The organism is Streptomyces sp. CC208A (assembly GCF_030010625.1).
In the GTDB taxonomy this organism is placed as follows: Bacteria; Actinomycetota; Actinomycetes; order Streptomycetales; family Streptomycetaceae; genus Streptomyces.
Map to the genome: position 1 here is coordinate 89,880 of NZ_JASCXN010000028.1, position 18,357 is coordinate 108,236.

Consider the following 18,357-nt stretch of genomic DNA (forward strand, 5'->3'; position numbering starts at 1 on the left):
CAGCGGACGAGGAGGCGGTGACTTAAGGGCGAACACCTGGAACCGGAGGAGGCATCATGACGGGGAACACGCATGTGGTCGTGGTCGGGGGCGGATACGCGGGCGTGATGGCCGCGAACCGGCTGACGCAGCGCGAGGACGTGACCCTGACGCTGGTCAACCCGCGCCCGGACTTCGTCCACCGGGTCCGTCTGCACCAGCTGGTGGGCGGATCCCACGACGCGGTCGTCGCCTACGAGGACGTCCTGTCCGAGCGCGTCCGGCTGGTGGTCGACGCCGTGACCCGGATCGACGCGGCCGGGCGCGGCGTGGCGCTGGCGGCCGGCGGCACGCTCGACTACGACTACCTGATCTACGCCGTCGGCAGCGGCAGCGCCGTACCGGAGGTGCCCGGGGCGGCCGAGTTCGCCCATCCGCTCGCCACCCTGGAGGAGGCCCGGCGGCTGCGCGCGGTCCTCGACGCCACGCCCGCGACGGCCCCGGTGACGGTGGTCGGGGCCGGTCCCACCGGGATCGAGACCGCCGCCGAGCTGGCGGAGCAGGGGCGCAGGGTCACCCTGGTCTGCGGCGGCGTCCTCGGACCGTATCTGCACACCCGGGGCCGGCGCTCGGTCGCGAAGCGGCTGGCCGCGCTCGGGGCGACGGTCGTCGACGGCTCCGACGCGAAGGTGACGGTGGTGACCCACGACACCGTGCGGCTCGCGGACGGCCGTGAGCTGCCGAGCGAGGTCACCGTCTGGACCGTCGGCTTCGGCGTCCCGGACCTGGCCGCGCGCAGCGGGCTGAGCACCGACGCCGCGGGCCGCCTGCTCACGGACGAGACGCTGACGAGCGTGGACGACGACCGCATCCTCGCGGCCGGGGACTCGGCGGCACCGTCCGGCCTGCCGCTGCGGATGAGCTGCCTGAACGCGACGCCGCTGGGCGCGCGGGCCGCCGACACGCTGCTCAGCCGGCTCGCGGGCGAGCAGCCGGACCACATCCACCAGGGGTTCTACGCCCAGTGCATCAGCCTGGGGCGGAAGGCGGGCATCTACCAGTTCGCCAACCGGTCCGACGTCGCCGTGTGGTTGCACGTCGACGAAGGCATGGGCGCCCGGATCAAGGAAATGGTCTGCAAGAGCATCCCCGGGCACCTGTCCGGAGAGGCGCGCAAGCCCGGTTCGTTCCGCCTGCACCGCGCGCCGGGTGGCGTCGCCAAGCGCCGGGAGCTGCTGCGTACCCAGGGCGTCGACGCTCCGGCCGCCGCCGACCGGGCGGTCTGACCGGTGCGGTGCCGCGACGATCTCCCGAGGGACGAGGAGAGGGGACGAGAGATGAGCGACGAGGCCGTCGAACAGGTGACCGAGGCGTTCCTCGTCCACCGCAACCTGCTCTTCACCGTCGCCTACGAGGTACTGGGCTCGGCGTCGGACGCCGAGGACGTCCTCCAGGAGACCTGGCTGCAGTGGGTCAGGGCCGACCGGGGACAGGTCCGCGACCCGCGGGCGTACCTCGTCCGCAGCACCACCCGTCAGGCGCTCAACCGGCTGCGCACCATCAAGCGCCACCGGGAGGCGTACGTCGGCCCCTGGCTGCCCGAGCCGCTGCTCACCGCGCCGGACGTGGCCGAGGACGTCGAGCTCGCCGAGTCCGTGTCGATGGCGCTGATGCTCGTCCTGGAGACGCTGTCACCGACCGAGCGGGCCGTCTTCGTGCTGCGCGAGGTCTTCGACGTCGGATACGACGAGATCGCGGCCGCCGTCGACAGAAGCCCCGCGGCCGTCCGCCAGATCGCCCACCGCGCCCGCCGGCACGTCGAGGCGCGCCGCCCCCGCCGAGCGGTCTCCTCGCAGGAGGGCCGGGCGGCCCTGGAGTCGTTCCGGCGGGCCGTCGAGACCGGGGACCCGCAGGCCCTCCTGGAGGTCCTCGCCCCCGGGGTCGTCCTGATCAGCGACGGCGGCGGCGTCAAGCACGCCGCGCTGCGTCCGGTCACCGGCGCCGAGCGGGTGTCCCGGATGTTCGCCGGCGGCATCGGCAAGGTCGGTGGCACGATCGGCGTCGAACCGACCGTGATCAACGGCAGCCCGGCGTTCCTCGTCCGCCTGGACGGCGAGATCGACGGCGTCATGGCGGTCAGCGTCGAGGACGGCCGCATCGCCGGTCTCTACTACGTCCGCAACCCCGAGAAACTGTCCCACGTCACCTCCACGACCCCCCTCACCCTCCGCTGAACACCCACGCGCCCACGCCGCGGAGGCCGGCCCCGACCTCCGCCCCGCCGCACGGGAGGCGGGGCGGGGGCACCGGGCCACGTGCTGTGTGTCGCCCCCGAGGACGTGGACCCGCCGGCCCACCGCCGGCGGGTGGCCGAGGGCCGGGCCGCGCGCGTCACGCCCTCGCCGGAGGCGGCGGCACGGCTGCTGCGGGAGGGACTCGGCCTGCGGGGTGGCCTATCCTCACCGTCTACGAGCGGGCCCGGATCGGCCCTGGCCGGGGGCCTCGGGCCTGGAACCGGGCCACGATCTCGAACCAGTCGTGGGCGTCATCGACGACGCCCACCGGGCGGACGGCGCTGATGCGGCCCCGCACCCGCACCAGCGCGGCCCTCGGCCTCTCGCCGAACGAGCACCGGGCCTGCTGAAGACCCTGCGCGAGGCCGACCCCGACTTCATTCCGCTGGACGGCAGCCTCGCCAAGTACGACCGGGTCGGCGACTCACGCGCGGACCACTCCCACAAGCATCAACGGCACGGGGTGAACGTTCGGACGGTGCTTGGCCGAGCGGTACGTCTCCGGCTGGACGGCCTCCGGATCGCGCTCGCGCAGTCTCGTAGGGCGGCCAAGTCGAGGAAGGCGAGGAAGTGCAGGCCCTTCCGTTCGTATCGGGCGGTGAGGCGACGGTGGCCGAGGAGCCGGGCGAGCGACCGCTCGGTCTTCCAGCGCTGCCGACCGAGGCGCCCGCCGGACTCGATGCCGGCCGCGCTCGCGCAGCTAGGCCAGGTGTCCGACGAAGAAGTACGCCTTGTCCGCGCGGCGTCCGACGGGCCGACGCCGCAGGCCGGCCCCGGTTCACACCGTGAAGCGGCGATGCGCGGTGGCGGGCGGCGCGCCGGACGTCGGCGGCAGATCCGGCCAGGCACCGCCGCCGGTCAGCGCGTACACCACTGCCGCGGACACGGCCCGCGCGTCGCACGGAGCGGTTCCACCGCCTTGCGGACGAGCAGCGAACGACGGCAGCAACGGAGCGGCCGCCCCAGAGCTCCGCAGGAACCAGACGCGTCGACGGATCGGCACCCACGCCCGGCAGCATGCCGCACGAACATCACGTCACGGGGCCGACCTCTGACTCCTTGACCGGTGCGGCCGACCTGGCGGCCCGCTCGATCTTCGCGCGGTAGGCCGCACGGGCTTCCTCGTCGATCCGCCTCTCGTGTTCGGGGCGCAGCCCGGTCCGGCCGTCGAGGCCCTCGCGCAGGATGTCGGCGTGCCCGGCATGCCGGATGGTCTCGCCGAGAACGTGGACCATGACGGCGAACAGGTTCGTGTCGGCATGAGGCTCCGGCCACCACGGCACGCGGCCGGGGGCGTCGAGGGCAAGCGCCTCGATCGTCGCGTCCGAGTGTTCCCACGTGCGCCGGTAGAACCCGATGATCTGATCGCGGGTCTCGTCCGCGGTCGCCCACAGATCGCTGCCGTCGGAGTCCTGCCACCGGGGCAGCGGTTCCGGGGAAGGACGGCCGAAGACCTCGCCGAAGTACCTGGCCTCGACGGTGGCCACGTGCTTGACCAGGCCGAGGAGGTTGGTCCCGGTCGCCGTCAAAGGCCGACGGGCGTCGTACTCGGACAGGCCGTCGAGTTTCCAGAGCAGCGCCTCACGGTCCCGCCGCAGTCTCCCGTGCAGATTGCCCTTCGCGCGTGCATCGATCATGCGGCACGACTCTGCCACGGGCCGCTCACGCTCTCAAGATCCCGTACGCGGTCCGCGACGACCGGCAGGGCCGAGGCCTGGCCACGACCGCCGCCCTGGTCCGCTGCAAGCGGCTCGCGAAACCTGCCACGTGAGACAACCTCCGAGCAGGCCCGGCATATGGCCGGCTGGCAGGCTGGTCACGGCCGTGACCCACCGCTGAAGACGGTTGGGTGATGTCGGAGCCGTTCGTCTGACGGCGGCCGGCCCGCTCCGGCGGGCCCGCACCGTGAGATACGCGCAGGGCGGCAGATCGCTGCCGCCCTGCGAGTCGGCGATCGGCCCGTGGAGCAGTGACGCCGCCGGTGGCACGAGCGCGGCGAAAGCGGAGGCACTCGGATGCTCCTGCTGGAACGGCATGGCCGGTCCTGGCAGCAGCCCGCCCGGCGGGCGGTCGAACGCGATGACGCAGCGGTGGCGCTCCGGCAGAAGGAGACCTGGCCACAGGCAAGAAGCTGCGGACGCAAGGACCGCCCCCTGGCGGACCGGATCCGTGGCCGGAGCTCGGGCCGAATACCTGTGGCCGGACTGGCCTGCCCACGCCAGGAAGCGGTCCAGGATGTTTCTCCTCGGCCTGCGGCCACCGGGGGCCGCAAGGACAAGCCCAAGGACATCGGGAGGGCGCGGCCTGCGCGGCCCGCCGGTCAGAGCACCCATCGGCTCGGCGGCCCGATCGTGCTCGTGCGGAACAACCGGCGTACGCACCTGCCCCCGACTCCCAATCCGTACACCGAACTTGAACCGAAACGAGAGCATTTGACCGCCGGTCGGGCGCGACATCCACAGCCTCGCCGCAGCCGCCCTCGGCCAGATCACCCGCGCGCCAGACGCAGCCTCAAGCAGATCCGGCCCCACCCGGGCCTGGTCGATCGAGTGTGGCAGGAGGGGAACCGACGAGGCTCCCGTGCCGGTGGGCCGAGACGCCGTACGTCTCCCTCACCGTGCCACCCCGACGGCGCCCTTGCTCTTGCGGATTCGATGTCGTGCCCAGCCGACCAGGCGCCCTTCCGGAAATTCCACAAAACCATGTGCGGACGATTCGCGAAAGGTCGGACCGCACCGCCAGAAAAACTCGGCAACGAAAAGGCACCACCCTGGCCCCCGGAGGATACGAGGGCCAGGGAAATGCGGTTCACGTTCCGAATCGCCGTCCGGACTTCGTCTCTGCGGTACCAGCCTGTCACCGCGACGCTTCGACGGCCGGAACCCCGACCTCGGTGGCCTCCGCAGCGGCCGGCTGGGCGTCCTCGGTACCGGGCCGGCTCCGCAGCCCGAAGGCGCTGACGAAGGCGGCGGCCAGGGCGGCGGCCAGCGGCACGATCAGGGCGGCCTGGTAGCCGTCCAGGAGCGCCGCGGGTGTGGTGCCGTGGGTGGCCCCGATGTTCACGGCGGCCACGGAGGACAGGCCGAGCGCGGCGCCGAACTGGAAGGACGTGTACAGCAGACCGCCGGCGACGCCCTGTTCCTCCTCGGCGATGCCCTCGGTGGCGACGATGGTGAGCGGCCCGTACGCCAGGGAGAACGCCAGGCCCAGGATGATCAGGCTCGGGAACATCGCCATGTACGTCCAGTCCGCGCCGACCGGCAGGAACAGGGCGTACGACAGGGCGGCGAGGAGCAGGCCGCCGAAGATGACCCGGGTGTTGCCGAACCTGGCCACCAGCTTGGGCGTCAGGGTCGGCGAGAGGATCGCGTCCACGCCGATGACGATGAGGGCGAAGCTGGTCTCCAGGGTCGACCAGCCGCGCAGCTCCTGCAGGTAGAGCACGGCGATGAACTGGAAGCCGAAGAAGCCGGCGGCGAGGAGCATGCCGGACAGGTTGGCGCGGACCAGCCCCCCGTGGCGGAAGATGCCCAGGCGCACCAGCGGCGAGGACGACCTGCGCTCGATGGCGATGAAGACGAGGAAGAGGACGAGGCCGGCGGCGATCGTGCCGGTCGTCATGGCCGCCGAGGCGTGGGCGGCGCGCTCGACGCCGAAGACGAGGAGCAGGATGGCGGCGGTGACGCTGACGGCGCCGGCCAGGTCGACGCCCTCGCCCGTACGCTCCGGGCGCGGCGACCTGGGGATGAGCGCCACCGCGGCGACGAGGACGAGCAGCGAGAGGATGACCGGGGCGAAGAAGACCCAGCGCCAGCTGATGGCGGCCAGCAGACCGCCGACGACGAGACCGAGGGAGAAGCCGCCGGCCGCGGTGCCGGAGTAGACGAGCAGGGCCTTGTTGCGCTGCGGCCCCTCCTCGAAACCGGTGGTGATGATCGACAGGCCCGCCGGGATCATGAAGGCCGCGGCGACACCGGTCACGAACCGGGCGACGATCAGCGTCCAGCCCTCGGTGGCGAGACCGCCCAGGCCGGAGAAGAGCAGGAAGACCACGAGCCAGAAGACGAACATCCGACGGCGGCCGAACAGGTCGGCGGCCCGGCCGCCCAACAGCATGAAGCCGCCGTACCCCAGCACGTAGGCGCTCATCACCCACTGGAGCATGCCCGTGGACATGCCCAGGTCCTCGCGGATCGAAGGCAGGGCCACGTTCAGCATGGCGACGTCGATGCCTTCGAGGAAGATCGCGCCACACAGCACGAACAGCACGCCCCACGCGCGCCCGCTCATGCGGTCGGTGCCGCCGTTCGAGGGGGAATGCAGTGTGGACACAGAATTTCTCCTTGTCATACGCGGAGGAACAGTCGCGGGGAACCATCCGCATCCTTGCCGTATGCGCTTCGATTTCCCATGAGACCCACGTGACGTCCGGGCAGGCGGGGTGAGTTACGGAAAAGCCTGCCGGTTCCCACTTGTAACCACTCGCAGCATGGGGCACTGTGGGGAGGCATGGAAGAACGCACTTTAAAGTCACCGAGTCACTGCACGGGTACCGAGCAGGACTACGCGGTTCGCCAATGGGACACCCGTGAGGGGTGTGAGGTGCGGCAGATCCTCGACCGGGTCGCCGACAAGTGGTCGCTGCTCGCCATAGCGCACCTGGAGCGCCAGACCCTGCGCTTCTCCGAGCTGCGCCGGCGGATCGAAGGCATCAGCCAGCGCATGCTGACCGTGACGCTGCGTCAGTTGGAACGGGACGGGCTGGTGACGCGTACGGTCCATCCGGTGGTTCCTCCCCGCGTGGAGTACACGCTGACGCCGCTCGGCGTGACCCTGCACTCCACGATCCAGGCCCTGGTGGACTGGACCGAGGACCATCAGGAGGAGATCGCGGTGGCCCGCGCCTCGTACGACAGCAGACAGGACGCCCTGGAGCCGCTCTCCTGACGCACCGTTCGCAGGCGTCACGAGGCATCACGGCCGAAGATCGACAGCCCGGCCTGCCCCGTCGCCATCGGGTCGGGCCGGGCCGGGACGAGGCGTACACCGGAGGGGCCAGCGGCGTGGGGTGGTACCGACCGGGGTACGACCGGCCGTGAAGTCCCCATACCGTAGCCCTCGGTGACGGTCTTCAGCGCCTCGCCGGACGTGACCTCGAGCCGCAGCAGCGCAAGGAAGGCCGTCGCGGTCCGGCTGCCCCGGGAGTTTCGAGGTCTGCGACCTGGAGGCCCCGCGCGAGCGCTACGCGCTCGCCCCGCGGGCGTGGGTACGGAACCTGAAGGAGCGCTTCACCGAGGCGGAGCGGCTCGCCTCCCCCTCCCCCTCCCCCTGACCAGGTTCACCGGTCAGGGAGAGGAGAAGTACCTGTGGAGGACCTGAGGGAGGTAGTCCGCTGTCGGTCCCAGACCGGTGGCCTCGGACTGCGAGGTGACGAAGGCTAGTTCGTCGAGTTCCGGCCCCGCACCGTGGCCGTCCGGCGCCTCGGGGAGGCCCGCATGATGCCGGCGGACGAGCTCGCTGGACGTGGCGGGGCACACGAAGTGGAAACCGAGGCTGCCGAACCGCCGTCCCCGCGCCAGGGCCCACAACCGCAACTCGCCGGAGGGGACCCGTAGACCGACCTCCTCCAGCAGTTCACGGGCGGCATGCCGACGCAGCCCGGCCACGTCCAGGACCCTGCCCGGCGCAGGGGGTTCGACCGCTCCGCCGGGAAGCGTCCAGCAGCCGGGACGCGCGGTGCCGGGCGACCCGCGGCCGACCAGGATCCCGCGCTCCGTCGGCACGAGCACGGTGACGTACAGGGACCCGGGGACCTGTTCGGGCGGGCGGAGGCGTCGCAGCGCTCGGTACCGGTAGGTCATCGGGGCCCACTTCACCAGCAGCGGGCCGGTGTCCGGACGGTCGACCCCGAGAGCCGCGGCGATCGGCCCGTCGAACACGGCCGGGTTGCGCGACCGGGTCTCCTCCCAGAGGCGGTCCACCTCGCTCTGCTCCCAGGAGGTGAGTTCCGGCGTCGGATGCTCGACGAAACCGACGGCGGTGTCGAGGAATTCGACGGCGGGCGGCCTCGGCATGTGTCCGTCCTTCCTCCGGTCGTGTCCGTACGGGTCAGGACACTACGGCCGGTCCGGCTCGGGCGCGAGACCGAAGCGCGCCCACGGTGCGGCCTCGGTCCGGCGGAGGTCGGCGGCGTCGCCGTCTCGAAGGGGCGTGAGACCTCGTGTCCGTCATCGGCCCGCTCCCTCGACGCCGGCCGGAGAGGACGCCTGGTAGCCGGCGGCCTGGAGGGTGAACATGTGGGCGTAGAGCCCGTCGTGTGCCATGAGTTCCTCGTGGGAGCCTTCCTCGACGATCCGGCCGGCGTCGAAGACGTAGATCCGGTCACAGCCGACGACGCTGGCGAGACGGTGGGAGATGAGGACGGTGATCTGGTCCTCGCGCAGCCGTCCGCGGAGGACCGCCTCGTAGACGGCGTGCTCGGACGGCGGGTCCATGCTCGCGGTCGGTTCGTCGAGCAGCAGCAGCGGAGCGTTGTTGTACAGGCCGCGTGCCACGGCGATCTTGGCCCACTGCCCGCCGGAGAGGTCCTGGCCCCCGCGGAACCGCTTGGACAGCAGCGTGCCCCACTGCTCGGGCAGCCGCGCGATGACCTGGTCGGCGCCGGAGGCCCGCGCGGCGGCCAGGGCGCGCTCCGGGTCGGCGTCGGTGAGGCTTCCGGTGGAGGCGGTCACGTTGGCCAGGGCGCTGAACGGGAAGCGTACGGGCTCCTGCAGGACGAACGCGACCTGCCGCTGGAGGGACTTGGCGTCCATCGCCCGCACGTCGACGCCGTCCCAGCGGATCGTCCCGCTCTGCGGCTCGTGGAGTCCGGCCAGGAGCTTCGAGGCCGTGGTCTTGCCTCCGCCGTTCGAGCCGACGAACGCGACCGTCTCGCCCGCCCTGAGCGTCATCGACACCCCGGACAGGGCCGGCTCCGTCTTCCCGCGGTAGGTGAACGACACGTCCTCCAGCCGGATCGTCCTGACGCGCTCGGGCGCCAGGACCTCGCCTCCGCGCAGCTGCAGGCCGCGGCAGCGTTCGAGTACGGCTTCGAGGTCCGACACCCACATCGCGTGCTCGTACACGAGGTGGGCGACCTCGACGAGCCGGGTCAGCGCGGCCTGCCCGGCCTGCACCGCCAGGACGGCGCCCGCGCCGGCCGCGAGGGGGAGCCAGCCCGCGACCAGCATGGCGGCGAGCGCGCCGTAGGTGATCCCGGTGCCCAGTCCGCCGACTCCGCGGCCGGCCAGGTTGAGCCATGCCGCCTGCGCACGGAGCCGGGTGTCCTCCTCGGCGATGCGGGTGATCAGCCGGTCGTGCTCGTCGAGGAGGGCGGTCTGCACGGTGTCGGAGCGCACCTCGGCAGCGGCGTCCTGGTCGAGCAGCAGCCAGGTGAACACCCGGACACGGCGCTGGAGGGCGTTCCACCGCTTGAAGGAGTGGAACCGGGCACGCGCGCTGCGGACCGCCGCCACCCCGACGGGCAGGACGGACAGCAGCATCAGCGGCAGCAGGGCGGGGTGCAGGAGGCCGAGGACGCCGACGGTGCCGGCCAGGCCGAGGGTCGCGGAGGCGAGCGAGACGACCTGGCCGACGAGTTCGCGGGCGTAGAACAGCCCGCGGTCGTGGGCCCGGAACACCTCGTCGTGCCAGTCGGCGTCCTCCACCGCCTCCAGCCGCACATGGGCCGTCAACCGGAAGAGTTCCTTCTCCAGTTCGGTCCGGATCCTGGGGGTGACCCGGGCCTGCGCCATCGCCACCCCCGCCTCCATCAGGGCCCGCAGGGCGAGGCAGGCGACGACGAGCAGGATCTGCGGGAGCGCGGCACGGACCCGGTCGGGTGTCGGGCCCTGGGCGAACAGCTCCTGCAGCACCGCGACCGAGGCGAGGAGCCCGAAGGCGGTCATGGCGGCGGACGCGAGCTGGCCCACGACGACGGCGAGGGTGGCGCGCGGGTCCGCCCGCCAGGCGAGCAGGCCGATCCGGCGGGTGATCCGCGGCAGCCCGCCGAGGATCTCCCGGACGGTCGCCTGCGCGGCGGCTCCGTCATGGACGGACCAGTACGCCTCCTCCATCTCCTCGGTGATGTCCCCGCCGTCCGGCCGGCGCCCGGTGGACACCGACGGCGGTGGCGGGCCGAGCGTCGCCGTACGCGGTGAAGGGACCGGGCCGGCCGGGGCTCCGCCGACCGGGGTCTTCTCATCGGCGTGCTCGCTCATGCCACCCACCTCGTAAGGGAAGGGGCGGAGTGTGGACGCATCACGGCCTCCAGGCAGGTGAGTCGGGGTGTCGTGTGGCTCAACGACGTGCCGCCGGGTGCCGAGCACATCCGATTCGGACGGTGTTCGAACCCCGGGAGCAGGCGAAAGTGAGTTCGTTCCGTGTACATCGATCCGTGCGGGGCACGGGTCGTGAGCGGTGCCGCCGGTGGCCGAAACGCCGATGCCCATCTGCCGGGTCACCACAGGTTCTCCCGGCCGGACGGAAGCCCGCCGGCGCGCCGGCCGCACCAGGTGTCCCGTGCGACCCGGGGCCCGCTCCTGCCCCTCCCTCACCACCGGTCGCAGAGGTCTTCGGTGCTCGCCCCTGGGGGTGGCGCGTCACCGTCCAGTAGGCGCAGTGCGGCCCGTCACGGGCCGGTCCCCGTCGCCGTACCAGAAAGCTGTGGCCCCCAGGATCCGACGGCGGAGTGGTCACGCATGTCCCTGAGAACCCCATGACACCGGGCCGGGCTTGCCGGCGCGGCGAGCGCCACCGCACTGGCGCTCGTCCTCGGGCTGCCCGCGGCGGCGACGGCCGCCCCGGTGATCCGGCCCCTGCCTTCGGCGGCGACGGCATCGTCACCACCGGCTCCGTCGGCGCCGACGACGACGAGGGCCGGGGCGTGGCGCTGCAACCCGGCGGCAAGATCGTCGCGGTCGGCGGGTCCACCGACTGGGGCGGCAACGGCGCCTGGGCAGCGGCTCGTTACAGCGCCGACGGCAGCCTCGACCCGAGTTTCGGTGAGGGCGGCAAGGTGCTCACCGAGATCGGCGTCGACGCGATCGAGACCGCCGAGGCGGTGGTGCAGCCCGACGGAAAGATCGTCGCCGCCGGACTCGCCGGCATCTCCAGCAGCTTCGAGGCCCACCGCGGCCTGGCCCGCTACCTGGGCGGTGGCGGCGCCGAGCCGCCGGCCGGCGTGGACCTGTCGATGACGAAGACCGGGCCGAGCGCGGTCGGCATCGGTGACACCGCCACGTACACCGCACGCGTGACGCACGACAGCACCACGACCACGGCGACGAACGTGCAGCTCACCGACGTCCTGACGGGTACGGCCACCATCCTGCCGGCCACCACCGACCGGGGCACCTGCACCACCGCCCCGGGCCGGGTCACCTGTGCGATCGGCACGCTCGACCCCACCGGCAGCACCTCCGGCTCCACCGCCACGGTGACGATCGCCGCCGAGCCCTCGCGGACCGGCACCCTCACGGACACGACGACCGTCACCGCGGCCCAGACCGACCCGGCGACGGGCAACGACACCGCGGACCCGCGCCACGACGGTCAACAACAACCGCGGCTGCACCATCATCGGCACCAGCGGCAACGACACCCTCAACGGTACGTACGGGAGCGACGTGATCTGCGCCCTCAGCGGCAACGACACCGTCGACGCGGGCTTCGGCAACGGCACGGTCCACGCGGGGCCCGGCAACGACCGGGTGGACGGCAGCTACCACAACGACACGCTGATCGGCGGTCCCGGCTCCGACACGCTGATCGGCGGTCCCGGCTCCGACACGCTGATCGGCGGCTACGGCAACGACACGGCGAACGGCGGCTATCACACGGACACCTGCACCACGGACTCCGGCGGCATCCGCATCAGCTGTCCCTGACCGCTTCCCCTCCCCTCTGGGGGCCTGCTCCGCCGGACTGTCGCAGTCCGGCGGAGCAGTGGTGGTCAGGCCGTCCGGTCGCCGTACCCGCCGTGGTGGCCGTCCTCCAGGAGAGCGCAGACGAAACGTTCCTCGACCGCGCGCAGCCGGGTGAGCAGGGCGGGGTCGAGGGGGACCTGGCTGGTGACGGAGACCGTCACGGTGCGCCGTCCGTCACGGGTGGCGGCGGCGAACTGGGTGTAGCCCGGGGTGTTGCCGGTATGGCCGAGGACCGTGCCGCAGCGGGTGGTGTACCGGAAGAGGCCCAGGCCGACCGCGTTCTCACCGGGGCCGGCCGGCTGGGACTCACCGGGGACGAATCGGCGCTGCGCGTGCCGGGCGGACGGGGACAGCAGCGTGGGACCGGTGTAGCCGCCGATGAAGGCGCTCAGGTCGGCCGGGGTGGAGACGATGCCGCCCGAGGCCCACGCGCCGGAGGCGCTGATCGCCTCGCTGACGTCCTCGGGCGCTTCGCCGGGGGACGTGGCGTAGCCGTGGAGGAAGGGCCGGGGCAGCCGGAACCCGGAGGGGAGGCTGGTGTCGCGGAGGCCGAGCGGGCGGTACACCAGCTCGCGCAGGAGGTCCTCGTAGCGCCGGCCGGTGGCCTGTTCGGCCATCAGGGCGACGGCGACGTTGTCCGAGTTGGAGTAGGCGTAGCGGCTGCCGGGCGGGAAGGCGAGGTCCTGGCCGGCGGCGAAGTCCAGCAGGCGCCGGGAGTCGAAGCGGTGCCGCGGGTCGGCCCGGATGATCGCCTGGAACCGTGCGCTGTGGCTGAAGTCGGGCAGGCCGCTGGTGTGCTGGAGGAGCTGGCGCAGGGTCACGGCGTGCCAGGCCTTCGGCAGATGCGGCAGGCGCTTGCCCAGGGTGTCGTCCAGGCCCAGCGCGCCCCGGTCCGCCAGGCTCAGGGCCACGGCGCCGCTGAACGCCTTGGCGACACTCGCGATCCGCATGTGGTCGTGGGCGCGGGGCGGACGGGCGGTGCCGGTCTCCGCGGTGCCGGCACGGTAGACCCGGGGTGCGCCGTCCCGGGTCAGGACGGCGATCGCACCGGGCGGTCCGCCGGGAGCGGCGACAAGGCCGGCGAGGGCCTGCCGCAGCTCCTGGTCCGAGGTGCCGGTGACGCCGGTGCGCGGCGCGGGCCTCTCGCCGCCGGCGGCGGTGGCGTACGGGAGGGTGGGGCCGGTCAGCGCGGCGGCGAGGAGCAGGGCGGTGAGGGCGGCCCGGCGCGGCCGGTACGGAGACGGGGCCGGGGCGGATCGGGGCATGCGGGACCTCCTGGACGGGCCGGCGACCGGATGCGCCGGCCCGTCCAGCTTCGGCCGACGGCCCCCGGAGCGCCGGTTCGGGCGTCCGGTCCTGCGCCACCCGGCCGTACCGGAACCCCCGCCGGAAGGTTCCGGTGCCGGCCGCGCCGGGCCGATCGGTGGGGGCGAGGAAGGCCGGGCGCCGCTGTCGGTGGTCCGCCCCGCCGAGGACCGGCTCCGCCCGCGCGTATGCGACGTGTCGAAACCGCCGTCGGCCGCAGCCACGTTCATGACCGCCAAGGCCCGTCCTCCGTCAGGAGCGGTACGTCGCAGGCGCCCGCTCCTTCAGGGACCACCTCCCTGGCCTTCGCGTCGGGGCGAAGGTCTAGCGTGGGTGGGATGGGCACGATGTGGATCCCCGGCTCGCCGAAGGCTCCGGCTTCCGCCTCGACCAGCCCGGACCAGGCCTCCCCGCCCCTCCGCTCTCCCTGCTCTTCAGAAGGACCCGCACCGTGCTCGTCGCCCGCTCCGTCACCCTGTTCGTCGTCGCAGCCCTGTTCGAGATCGGAGGGGCCTGGCTGGTGTGGCAGGGAATCCGCGAGCACAAGGGATGGATCTGGATCGGCGCCGGCGTCCTCGCACTCGGCCTGTACGGGGTGGTGGCCACCTTCCAGCCCGACGACCACTTCGGCCGCATCCTGGCCGCGTACGGCGGGATCTTCGTCGCCGGGTCGATCGCCTGGGGCATGGTCGCCGACGGCTACCGCCCCGACCGCTTCGACGTCATCGGCGCCCTGGTCTGTCTCGTCGGCATGGCCGTCATCATGTACGCCCCGCGCGGCCACTGACCGGCCCCGCAGCGGTTCCGGCTTCACTGGGACGGGTGATGTCCGGCGTCTTGGCGCTACCTCGTACGGCGGTGGGGCGTTGGGGTGCGGTGACGCCTTTGCAGTGACGGTTCTGCAGCCCTGCAGTGACGGTTCTGCAGCGGAGACCTGCGGGTTCCCGGCAGGAACCTCGACGGTCCTGGGCCGGCGTCACAGCGGTGAACCGATCCGACGACGGTGGGAGTGGCGAACGTGTGGGCAGCAGGCCAGGGTGACGGCGTCCGGTCCGTGGCGTCCTCCCACGGGTGCGTCGGGCTGATCGGACGGGAGGGTGAACTCGCGGCGCTGAGGGCGGCGCTGGCGGTGTGCCGGCTCGTCACCGTGACGGGCGCGGCCGGGGTCGGGAAGAGCCGTCTGGCACTGGAGGCGGTCGCCTGTCCGCAGGACGGTCCGCGGCAGGCCGTGGCGCGTGTCCGGTGGCATGACGGTGTTCCCGTGGGGCCCTGGGCGCCGGCGGCGCGGATCGCCCGGGCGCTGGACGCGGTGACCGGTACGAAGAGCGGTCACGGGGCTCCGGACCTGGCAGCCGCCGTACGGTCTCTGCCGGGCGGCGGGCTGCTGCTCGTCCTGGACGACGTCGATCCCGTGCTCGCCGAGTGCGCCGGTCTTGTCCGGTCGCTGCTGAGGGACGTCCCGGCTCTACGGGTCCTGGTCACGGCGCGCCGGCCGCTGGGGCTCGATGGCGAGCACGTGCTGCGGCTCGGCCCGCTGGCGTCCGACGCCTCACGAGGAGGCCTCTCGCCGGCGGCGGAGCTGTTCCACGCCCTGGCGGCCCGGCGGGGCCGGGCGGAGGAGGCGGACCGAGGAGCGGTCGACCGGGTGTGCGCGCTGGTGGAGGGGGTACCCCTGGCGCTCGAACTGGCCGTGGCGCAGTTGGGCGACCTCACCGTGAGCCGGCTCGCCGACCGCCTCCGGGGCGGGCAGTGCTGGCTGTCGGCTGCCGGGGCGCCCCTCCGGCGTCACCGGTCGGTGCGGGCGTCGATCGGAGCCGTACACGCGCTGTGCGACACGGCCGTACGTACGGTCTGGAGGCGTCTGAGCGTGTTCGCGGGCACCTTCACCGAGCAGGCGGCGGTCTTCGTGTGCGAAGGGGGCGACCTCTCCCCTGCCGAGGTTCCTCCCGCGCTCGCCGAGCTGAGCGCGGTCGGCGTGCTCCACCCCGACGGCGGGACCGGCACCGTTCCCGAGCCGCGCTATCGGATGGCCCGCGCCGCCCGCGACTTCGGCGCCGAACGCCTCACGGCGACGGGCGAGTCCCCCGCGGCGCGGGCCCGGTACGCCCGGCACTGCCGGAGCACGGCCGCGGTCGCGGAAGCGCTGTGGGACGCCGGCCTTCAGCAGCAGGCCGTCCGGCTCGTCCGCGACGCGCTCGACGACCTCCACGCCTTCCTCGACCACGCCGTCCGCCATCCCGGTCACGCCGAGACGGCCGTGGAGACGGTCCTCCACGTCTGGTTCTGGTGGGCGGCGCACAGCCGTGGCCCGGAGGCCGTCATCCGCCTCCTCGCCCTGCTCCCTCTCCTGCCCGCGAACAGCCCGTCGGCGGCCCGCGGACAGTGGCTGGCCGGGTGGCTCGCCGCCGACGCGGACCCCGCCACCGCCCGTCGCCTCCTGGATCTCGCCTGGCCGACGGCCGTGCTCGCCGGGGACGACGCGCTCATCGGCCGCATCGCCCACGCGCACGGCACACTCGCCTGGAAGCGCCACGATCTGACCGCGGCCGCCGCCCACTACCGGCAGGCCGCCGACACCGTCCCCGCACACGCCCCCGGCGGCCCCGGCCCCATGGTCAGCCTCGCCGCCCTGGCCGTCGTCCAGGCCCACACCTCCCCCGCCCTGGCCGCCCGCACCGCCCGCCAGGCCCTCGCGCAACCGGCCGGCGGCCACGACACCTGGGCCACGGCCCTCGCCCACTCCGCCCGGGCCCTCGCGGACCACCGAGCCGGCCACCCCGGCCGCGCCCGCCGCCGCGCGCACCGCGCCCTGGCCCACCTGGAAGCCCGACTCGACGCCCCGCAGGCCCACACCGCCCTGCGCCGCCTGCTTCACCACATCGACCACGACCGCCCGGGCCGCTCCCCGCGCCCGGTGAGCCTGCCGTCCGCGCGCCCGCGGCTCAGGTCCCTCCCCACGACGAGCCCGGCCGCCGGCTGAATGACGCTCCACGGATCCGGAATCCGTCACCCGAAGGCGGCAAAGGCCGAGAGGGCGGGCCGAGGCAGGAGGGGACGAGGTGCTGCCGGGGCGGGTGGGTACGCGGATCGGGTCCCGGCGCCCCGTTCACCCTCGGGACCGCGTCCCCGCTCGGTGCGGGGCCCGGTGGCACGCCGTCCCTCCTCTTCCCGGAGCGACTCCTCGGCCTGCTCGTTCGCCTTCGCGTCCGGCGTCCCCGAGCTCTCGGCCTCACGTGGCGCGGCGGATGGGGAGGGCCGGGCGGCGGCCCTCCCCATGTCCTACTGCCAGGTCGCGGTGTCGGGGTCGATGCCGTGGGCACGTGCGCCGGCGTCGATGATGCGGCGGAACCAGGCGGCGAGGCCGGGGCGGATGGCGTCGTAGTGGGCGGCGAAACCCGGATCGGTCTCGTACGTGCGGCCGAGGCAGACCTGCATCTGCCGGGTGAGGGGGAAGTACGAGGCGGTGAAGGCTTCACGGTGCCGTTCGACGAGCCGGTTCGCTTCCGGGCCGCCGTTGTAGTAGTCGCTCATGCGCCCACCTTCCAGCCTCACCCGACGTGAGGGTCAAGCCCGACTCCAGGGCCGGTTTCCGATGCGCGTTCCGGAGGCTGCGGGGCCCCGGGCGTGGACGGTCCCGCGGAGCCGGGTGACACGGAGCGACTGCCGCCCTGGGGAAGTGCGCGAAGTCGACGCCTTGGAGCAGAGCGTCGGAGTTCAGCCGTCGGCCGCGCTGTCAGCTCCGTGGGCTAGGGTCTGCGGCCATGACTGAGATCGCAGCCGAAGCGTGGCCGGAACCTCCGCTCGCCGGCACCGAGGCAGCAGCCGTCCTCGGCGCCCTCGAACGCCAGCGGGCCACCCTGGCCTGGAAGTGCTCCGGCCTGGACGCCTCCGGCCTTCGCGCCACACTCGGCACGTCCGCCGTCACCCTGGGCGGCCTCCTCAAGCACCTGGCGCACGTGGAGGACAGCCACTTCGCCCGGTTGTGGCTCGGCGCCCCCGTCGGGGCTCCCTGGGACACGGTCGACTGGGACAGCACTCCCGACTGGGACTACCGCTCCGCCGCCGGGGACACACCGGAACAACTGCTCGCCCTCTGGCAGGAAGCGGTCGCCCGCTCCCGTGCCATCGTCGACGAAGCGCTCAGCACGGGCGGGCTGGACCAGCTCGGCGCCTACACCACCCGCAGCGGCGGACGCCCCAACCTCCGCCGTATCCTTCTCGACCTCATCGAGGAGTACGCCCGCCACGCCGGTCACGCCGACCTCATCCGCGAATCCGTCGACGGGCTCACGGGAGAGGACCCGCCGAGGTGAACCGGCTCCGAGTCCTGTCCGACGGTCCATGCGCGGAGCCGGCGTCTGATGGCGGCTGTGGTGCTGGTGCCACGAAGGACGCAGGCGCGTCTGTCTCAGCGGGCGGCGACGCCCGTCACCGACGTCCCCGGCCTTCACCGCGTGATGGCGGAGGCCCTCGTGGGGCCCGGGGGCTGCTTCGGCCGGGAGTGGAACGCGTTCAAGGACTGCCTGGGTGGTTTCGGTGTGGCCCTTCCCTTCACCCGGGTCCGGCACGAAGCAGACACCGCGCGCCGAGCACTGGCGGACGTCGTCTCGGACCCTGATGAAGGGCTCTCCTCTGTCGAGGACATCGTTCGGCTGCTCAGGAGCTACGGTGCGACCGTCGTTCTTCAGTAACCGGGGCACTCCGCACTCTGCGGACCGCTGAAGGCCGGCACAGGGCCGACCGTGCTGTTCGACGGTTCTGAGGGCGGCGGGGTGGCCGGCCCCCTCGCCGCCCGTGTCGCGTCCCGGTCCTTC

At 73.1% G+C, this 18,357-nt stretch carries 14 protein-coding genes and 3 pseudogenes; 10 read left to right on the forward strand and 7 right to left on the reverse strand.

Annotated elements, in window-relative coordinates:
* Positions 1-56: 56 nt before the first annotated feature.
* The 3 genes and pseudogenes from QK442_RS26610 to QK442_RS26620 form a co-directional block, all read left to right on the forward strand.
* Positions 57-1,265 (forward strand): FAD-dependent oxidoreductase, encoded by a 1,209-nt coding sequence (locus QK442_RS26610; protein WP_282696603.1) that lies wholly within the window; start codon positions 57-59, stop codon positions 1,263-1,265.
* A gap of 51 nt (positions 1,266-1,316) precedes the next feature.
* Positions 1,317-2,213 carry an RNA polymerase sigma-70 factor gene (locus tag QK442_RS26615; RefSeq protein ID WP_282696604.1) on the forward strand — a complete coding sequence of 299 codons (897 nt, stop codon included), beginning with the start codon at positions 1,317-1,319 and terminating at the stop codon, positions 2,211-2,213.
* A gap of 382 nt (positions 2,214-2,595) precedes the next feature.
* Positions 2,596-2,748, forward strand: a pseudogene (locus QK442_RS26620) (IS5/IS1182 family transposase); the annotation flags it as partial.
* Between the two features lie 303 nt (positions 2,749-3,051).
* On the opposite strand, the gene QK442_RS36410 reads toward QK442_RS26620, so the two are convergent.
* The 3 genes from QK442_RS36410 to QK442_RS26635 all read right to left on the reverse strand — a co-directional run bounded on the left by QK442_RS36410 (position 3,052) and on the right by QK442_RS26635 (position 6,563).
* Positions 3,052-3,276, reverse strand: a complete 225-nt coding sequence (locus tag QK442_RS36410) for a transposase (RefSeq protein WP_349239683.1) — start codon at positions 3,274-3,276, stop codon at positions 3,052-3,054.
* Between the two features lie 28 nt (positions 3,277-3,304).
* A complete protein-coding gene (locus QK442_RS26625; protein WP_282696605.1) occupies positions 3,305-3,910 on the reverse strand; it encodes a DinB family protein in 606 nt (201 codons plus the stop codon).
* A gap of 1,219 nt (positions 3,911-5,129) precedes the next feature.
* Positions 5,130-6,563 (reverse strand): MFS transporter, encoded by a 1,434-nt coding sequence (locus QK442_RS26635; protein ID WP_282696635.1) that lies wholly within the window; start codon positions 6,561-6,563, stop codon positions 5,130-5,132.
* 219 nt (positions 6,564-6,782) lie between these two features.
* On the opposite strand from QK442_RS26635, the gene QK442_RS26640 reads away from it, so the two are divergent.
* Positions 6,783-7,220 (forward strand): helix-turn-helix domain-containing protein, encoded by a 438-nt coding sequence (locus tag QK442_RS26640; RefSeq protein ID WP_282696607.1) that lies wholly within the window; start codon positions 6,783-6,785, stop codon positions 7,218-7,220.
* Between the two features lie 398 nt (positions 7,221-7,618).
* Here QK442_RS26640 and QK442_RS26645 read toward each other — a convergent pair whose 3' ends face one another.
* Both QK442_RS26645 and QK442_RS26650 read right to left on the reverse strand, forming a co-directional pair.
* A complete protein-coding gene (locus tag QK442_RS26645; protein ID WP_282696608.1) occupies positions 7,619-8,347 on the reverse strand; it encodes an NUDIX domain-containing protein in 729 nt (242 codons plus the stop codon).
* Between the two features lie 153 nt (positions 8,348-8,500).
* Positions 8,501-10,531, reverse strand: a complete 2,031-nt coding sequence (locus tag QK442_RS26650; RefSeq protein WP_282696609.1) for an ABC transporter ATP-binding protein — start codon at positions 10,529-10,531, stop codon at positions 8,501-8,503.
* Positions 10,532-11,028: 497 nt separating this feature from the next.
* Between QK442_RS26650 and QK442_RS26655 the strand changes: the two are divergent.
* Positions 11,029-11,790, forward strand: a pseudogene (locus QK442_RS26655) (hypothetical protein); the annotation flags it as partial.
* A 148-nt stretch (positions 11,791-11,938) separates the two neighbouring features.
* Positions 11,939-12,199, forward strand: coding sequence for a hypothetical protein (locus QK442_RS26660; protein ID WP_282696610.1), 261 nt, complete (start codon positions 11,939-11,941; stop codon positions 12,197-12,199).
* Between the two features lie 65 nt (positions 12,200-12,264).
* On the opposite strand, the gene QK442_RS26665 is transcribed toward QK442_RS26660, so the two are convergent.
* Entirely contained in the window at positions 12,265-13,503 is a 1,239-nt protein-coding gene (locus tag QK442_RS26665) for a serine hydrolase domain-containing protein (RefSeq protein WP_282696611.1), read from the reverse strand.
* Between the two features lie 491 nt (positions 13,504-13,994).
* On the opposite strand from QK442_RS26665, the gene QK442_RS26670 reads away from it, so the two are divergent.
* Together QK442_RS26670 and QK442_RS26675 are read left to right on the forward strand one after the other, a co-directional pair.
* Positions 13,995-14,330, forward strand: a complete 336-nt coding sequence (locus QK442_RS26670) for a YnfA family protein (protein WP_282696636.1) — start codon at positions 13,995-13,997, stop codon at positions 14,328-14,330.
* A 267-nt stretch (positions 14,331-14,597) separates the two neighbouring features.
* Positions 14,598-16,523: an AAA family ATPase gene (locus QK442_RS26675; protein WP_282696612.1), complete on the forward strand. Its 1,926-nt coding sequence runs from the start codon at positions 14,598-14,600 to the stop codon at positions 16,521-16,523.
* Between the two features lie 299 nt (positions 16,524-16,822).
* Here QK442_RS26675 and QK442_RS26680 read toward each other — a convergent pair.
* Positions 16,823-17,050: pseudogene (locus tag QK442_RS26680) on the reverse strand (TipAS antibiotic-recognition domain-containing protein); the annotation flags it as partial.
* A 254-nt stretch (positions 17,051-17,304) separates the two neighbouring features.
* Between QK442_RS26680 and QK442_RS26685 the strand changes: the two are divergent.
* Both QK442_RS26685 and QK442_RS26690 read left to right on the forward strand, forming a co-directional pair.
* Positions 17,305-17,856 carry a DinB family protein gene (locus tag QK442_RS26685; RefSeq protein ID WP_282696613.1) on the forward strand — a complete coding sequence of 184 codons (552 nt, stop codon included), beginning with the start codon at positions 17,305-17,307 and terminating at the stop codon, positions 17,854-17,856.
* A 48-nt stretch (positions 17,857-17,904) separates the two neighbouring features.
* A complete protein-coding gene (locus QK442_RS26690) occupies positions 17,905-18,234 on the forward strand; it encodes a barstar family protein (protein ID WP_282696614.1) in 330 nt (109 codons plus the stop codon).
* The last annotated feature ends 123 nt before the right edge of the window (positions 18,235-18,357 follow it).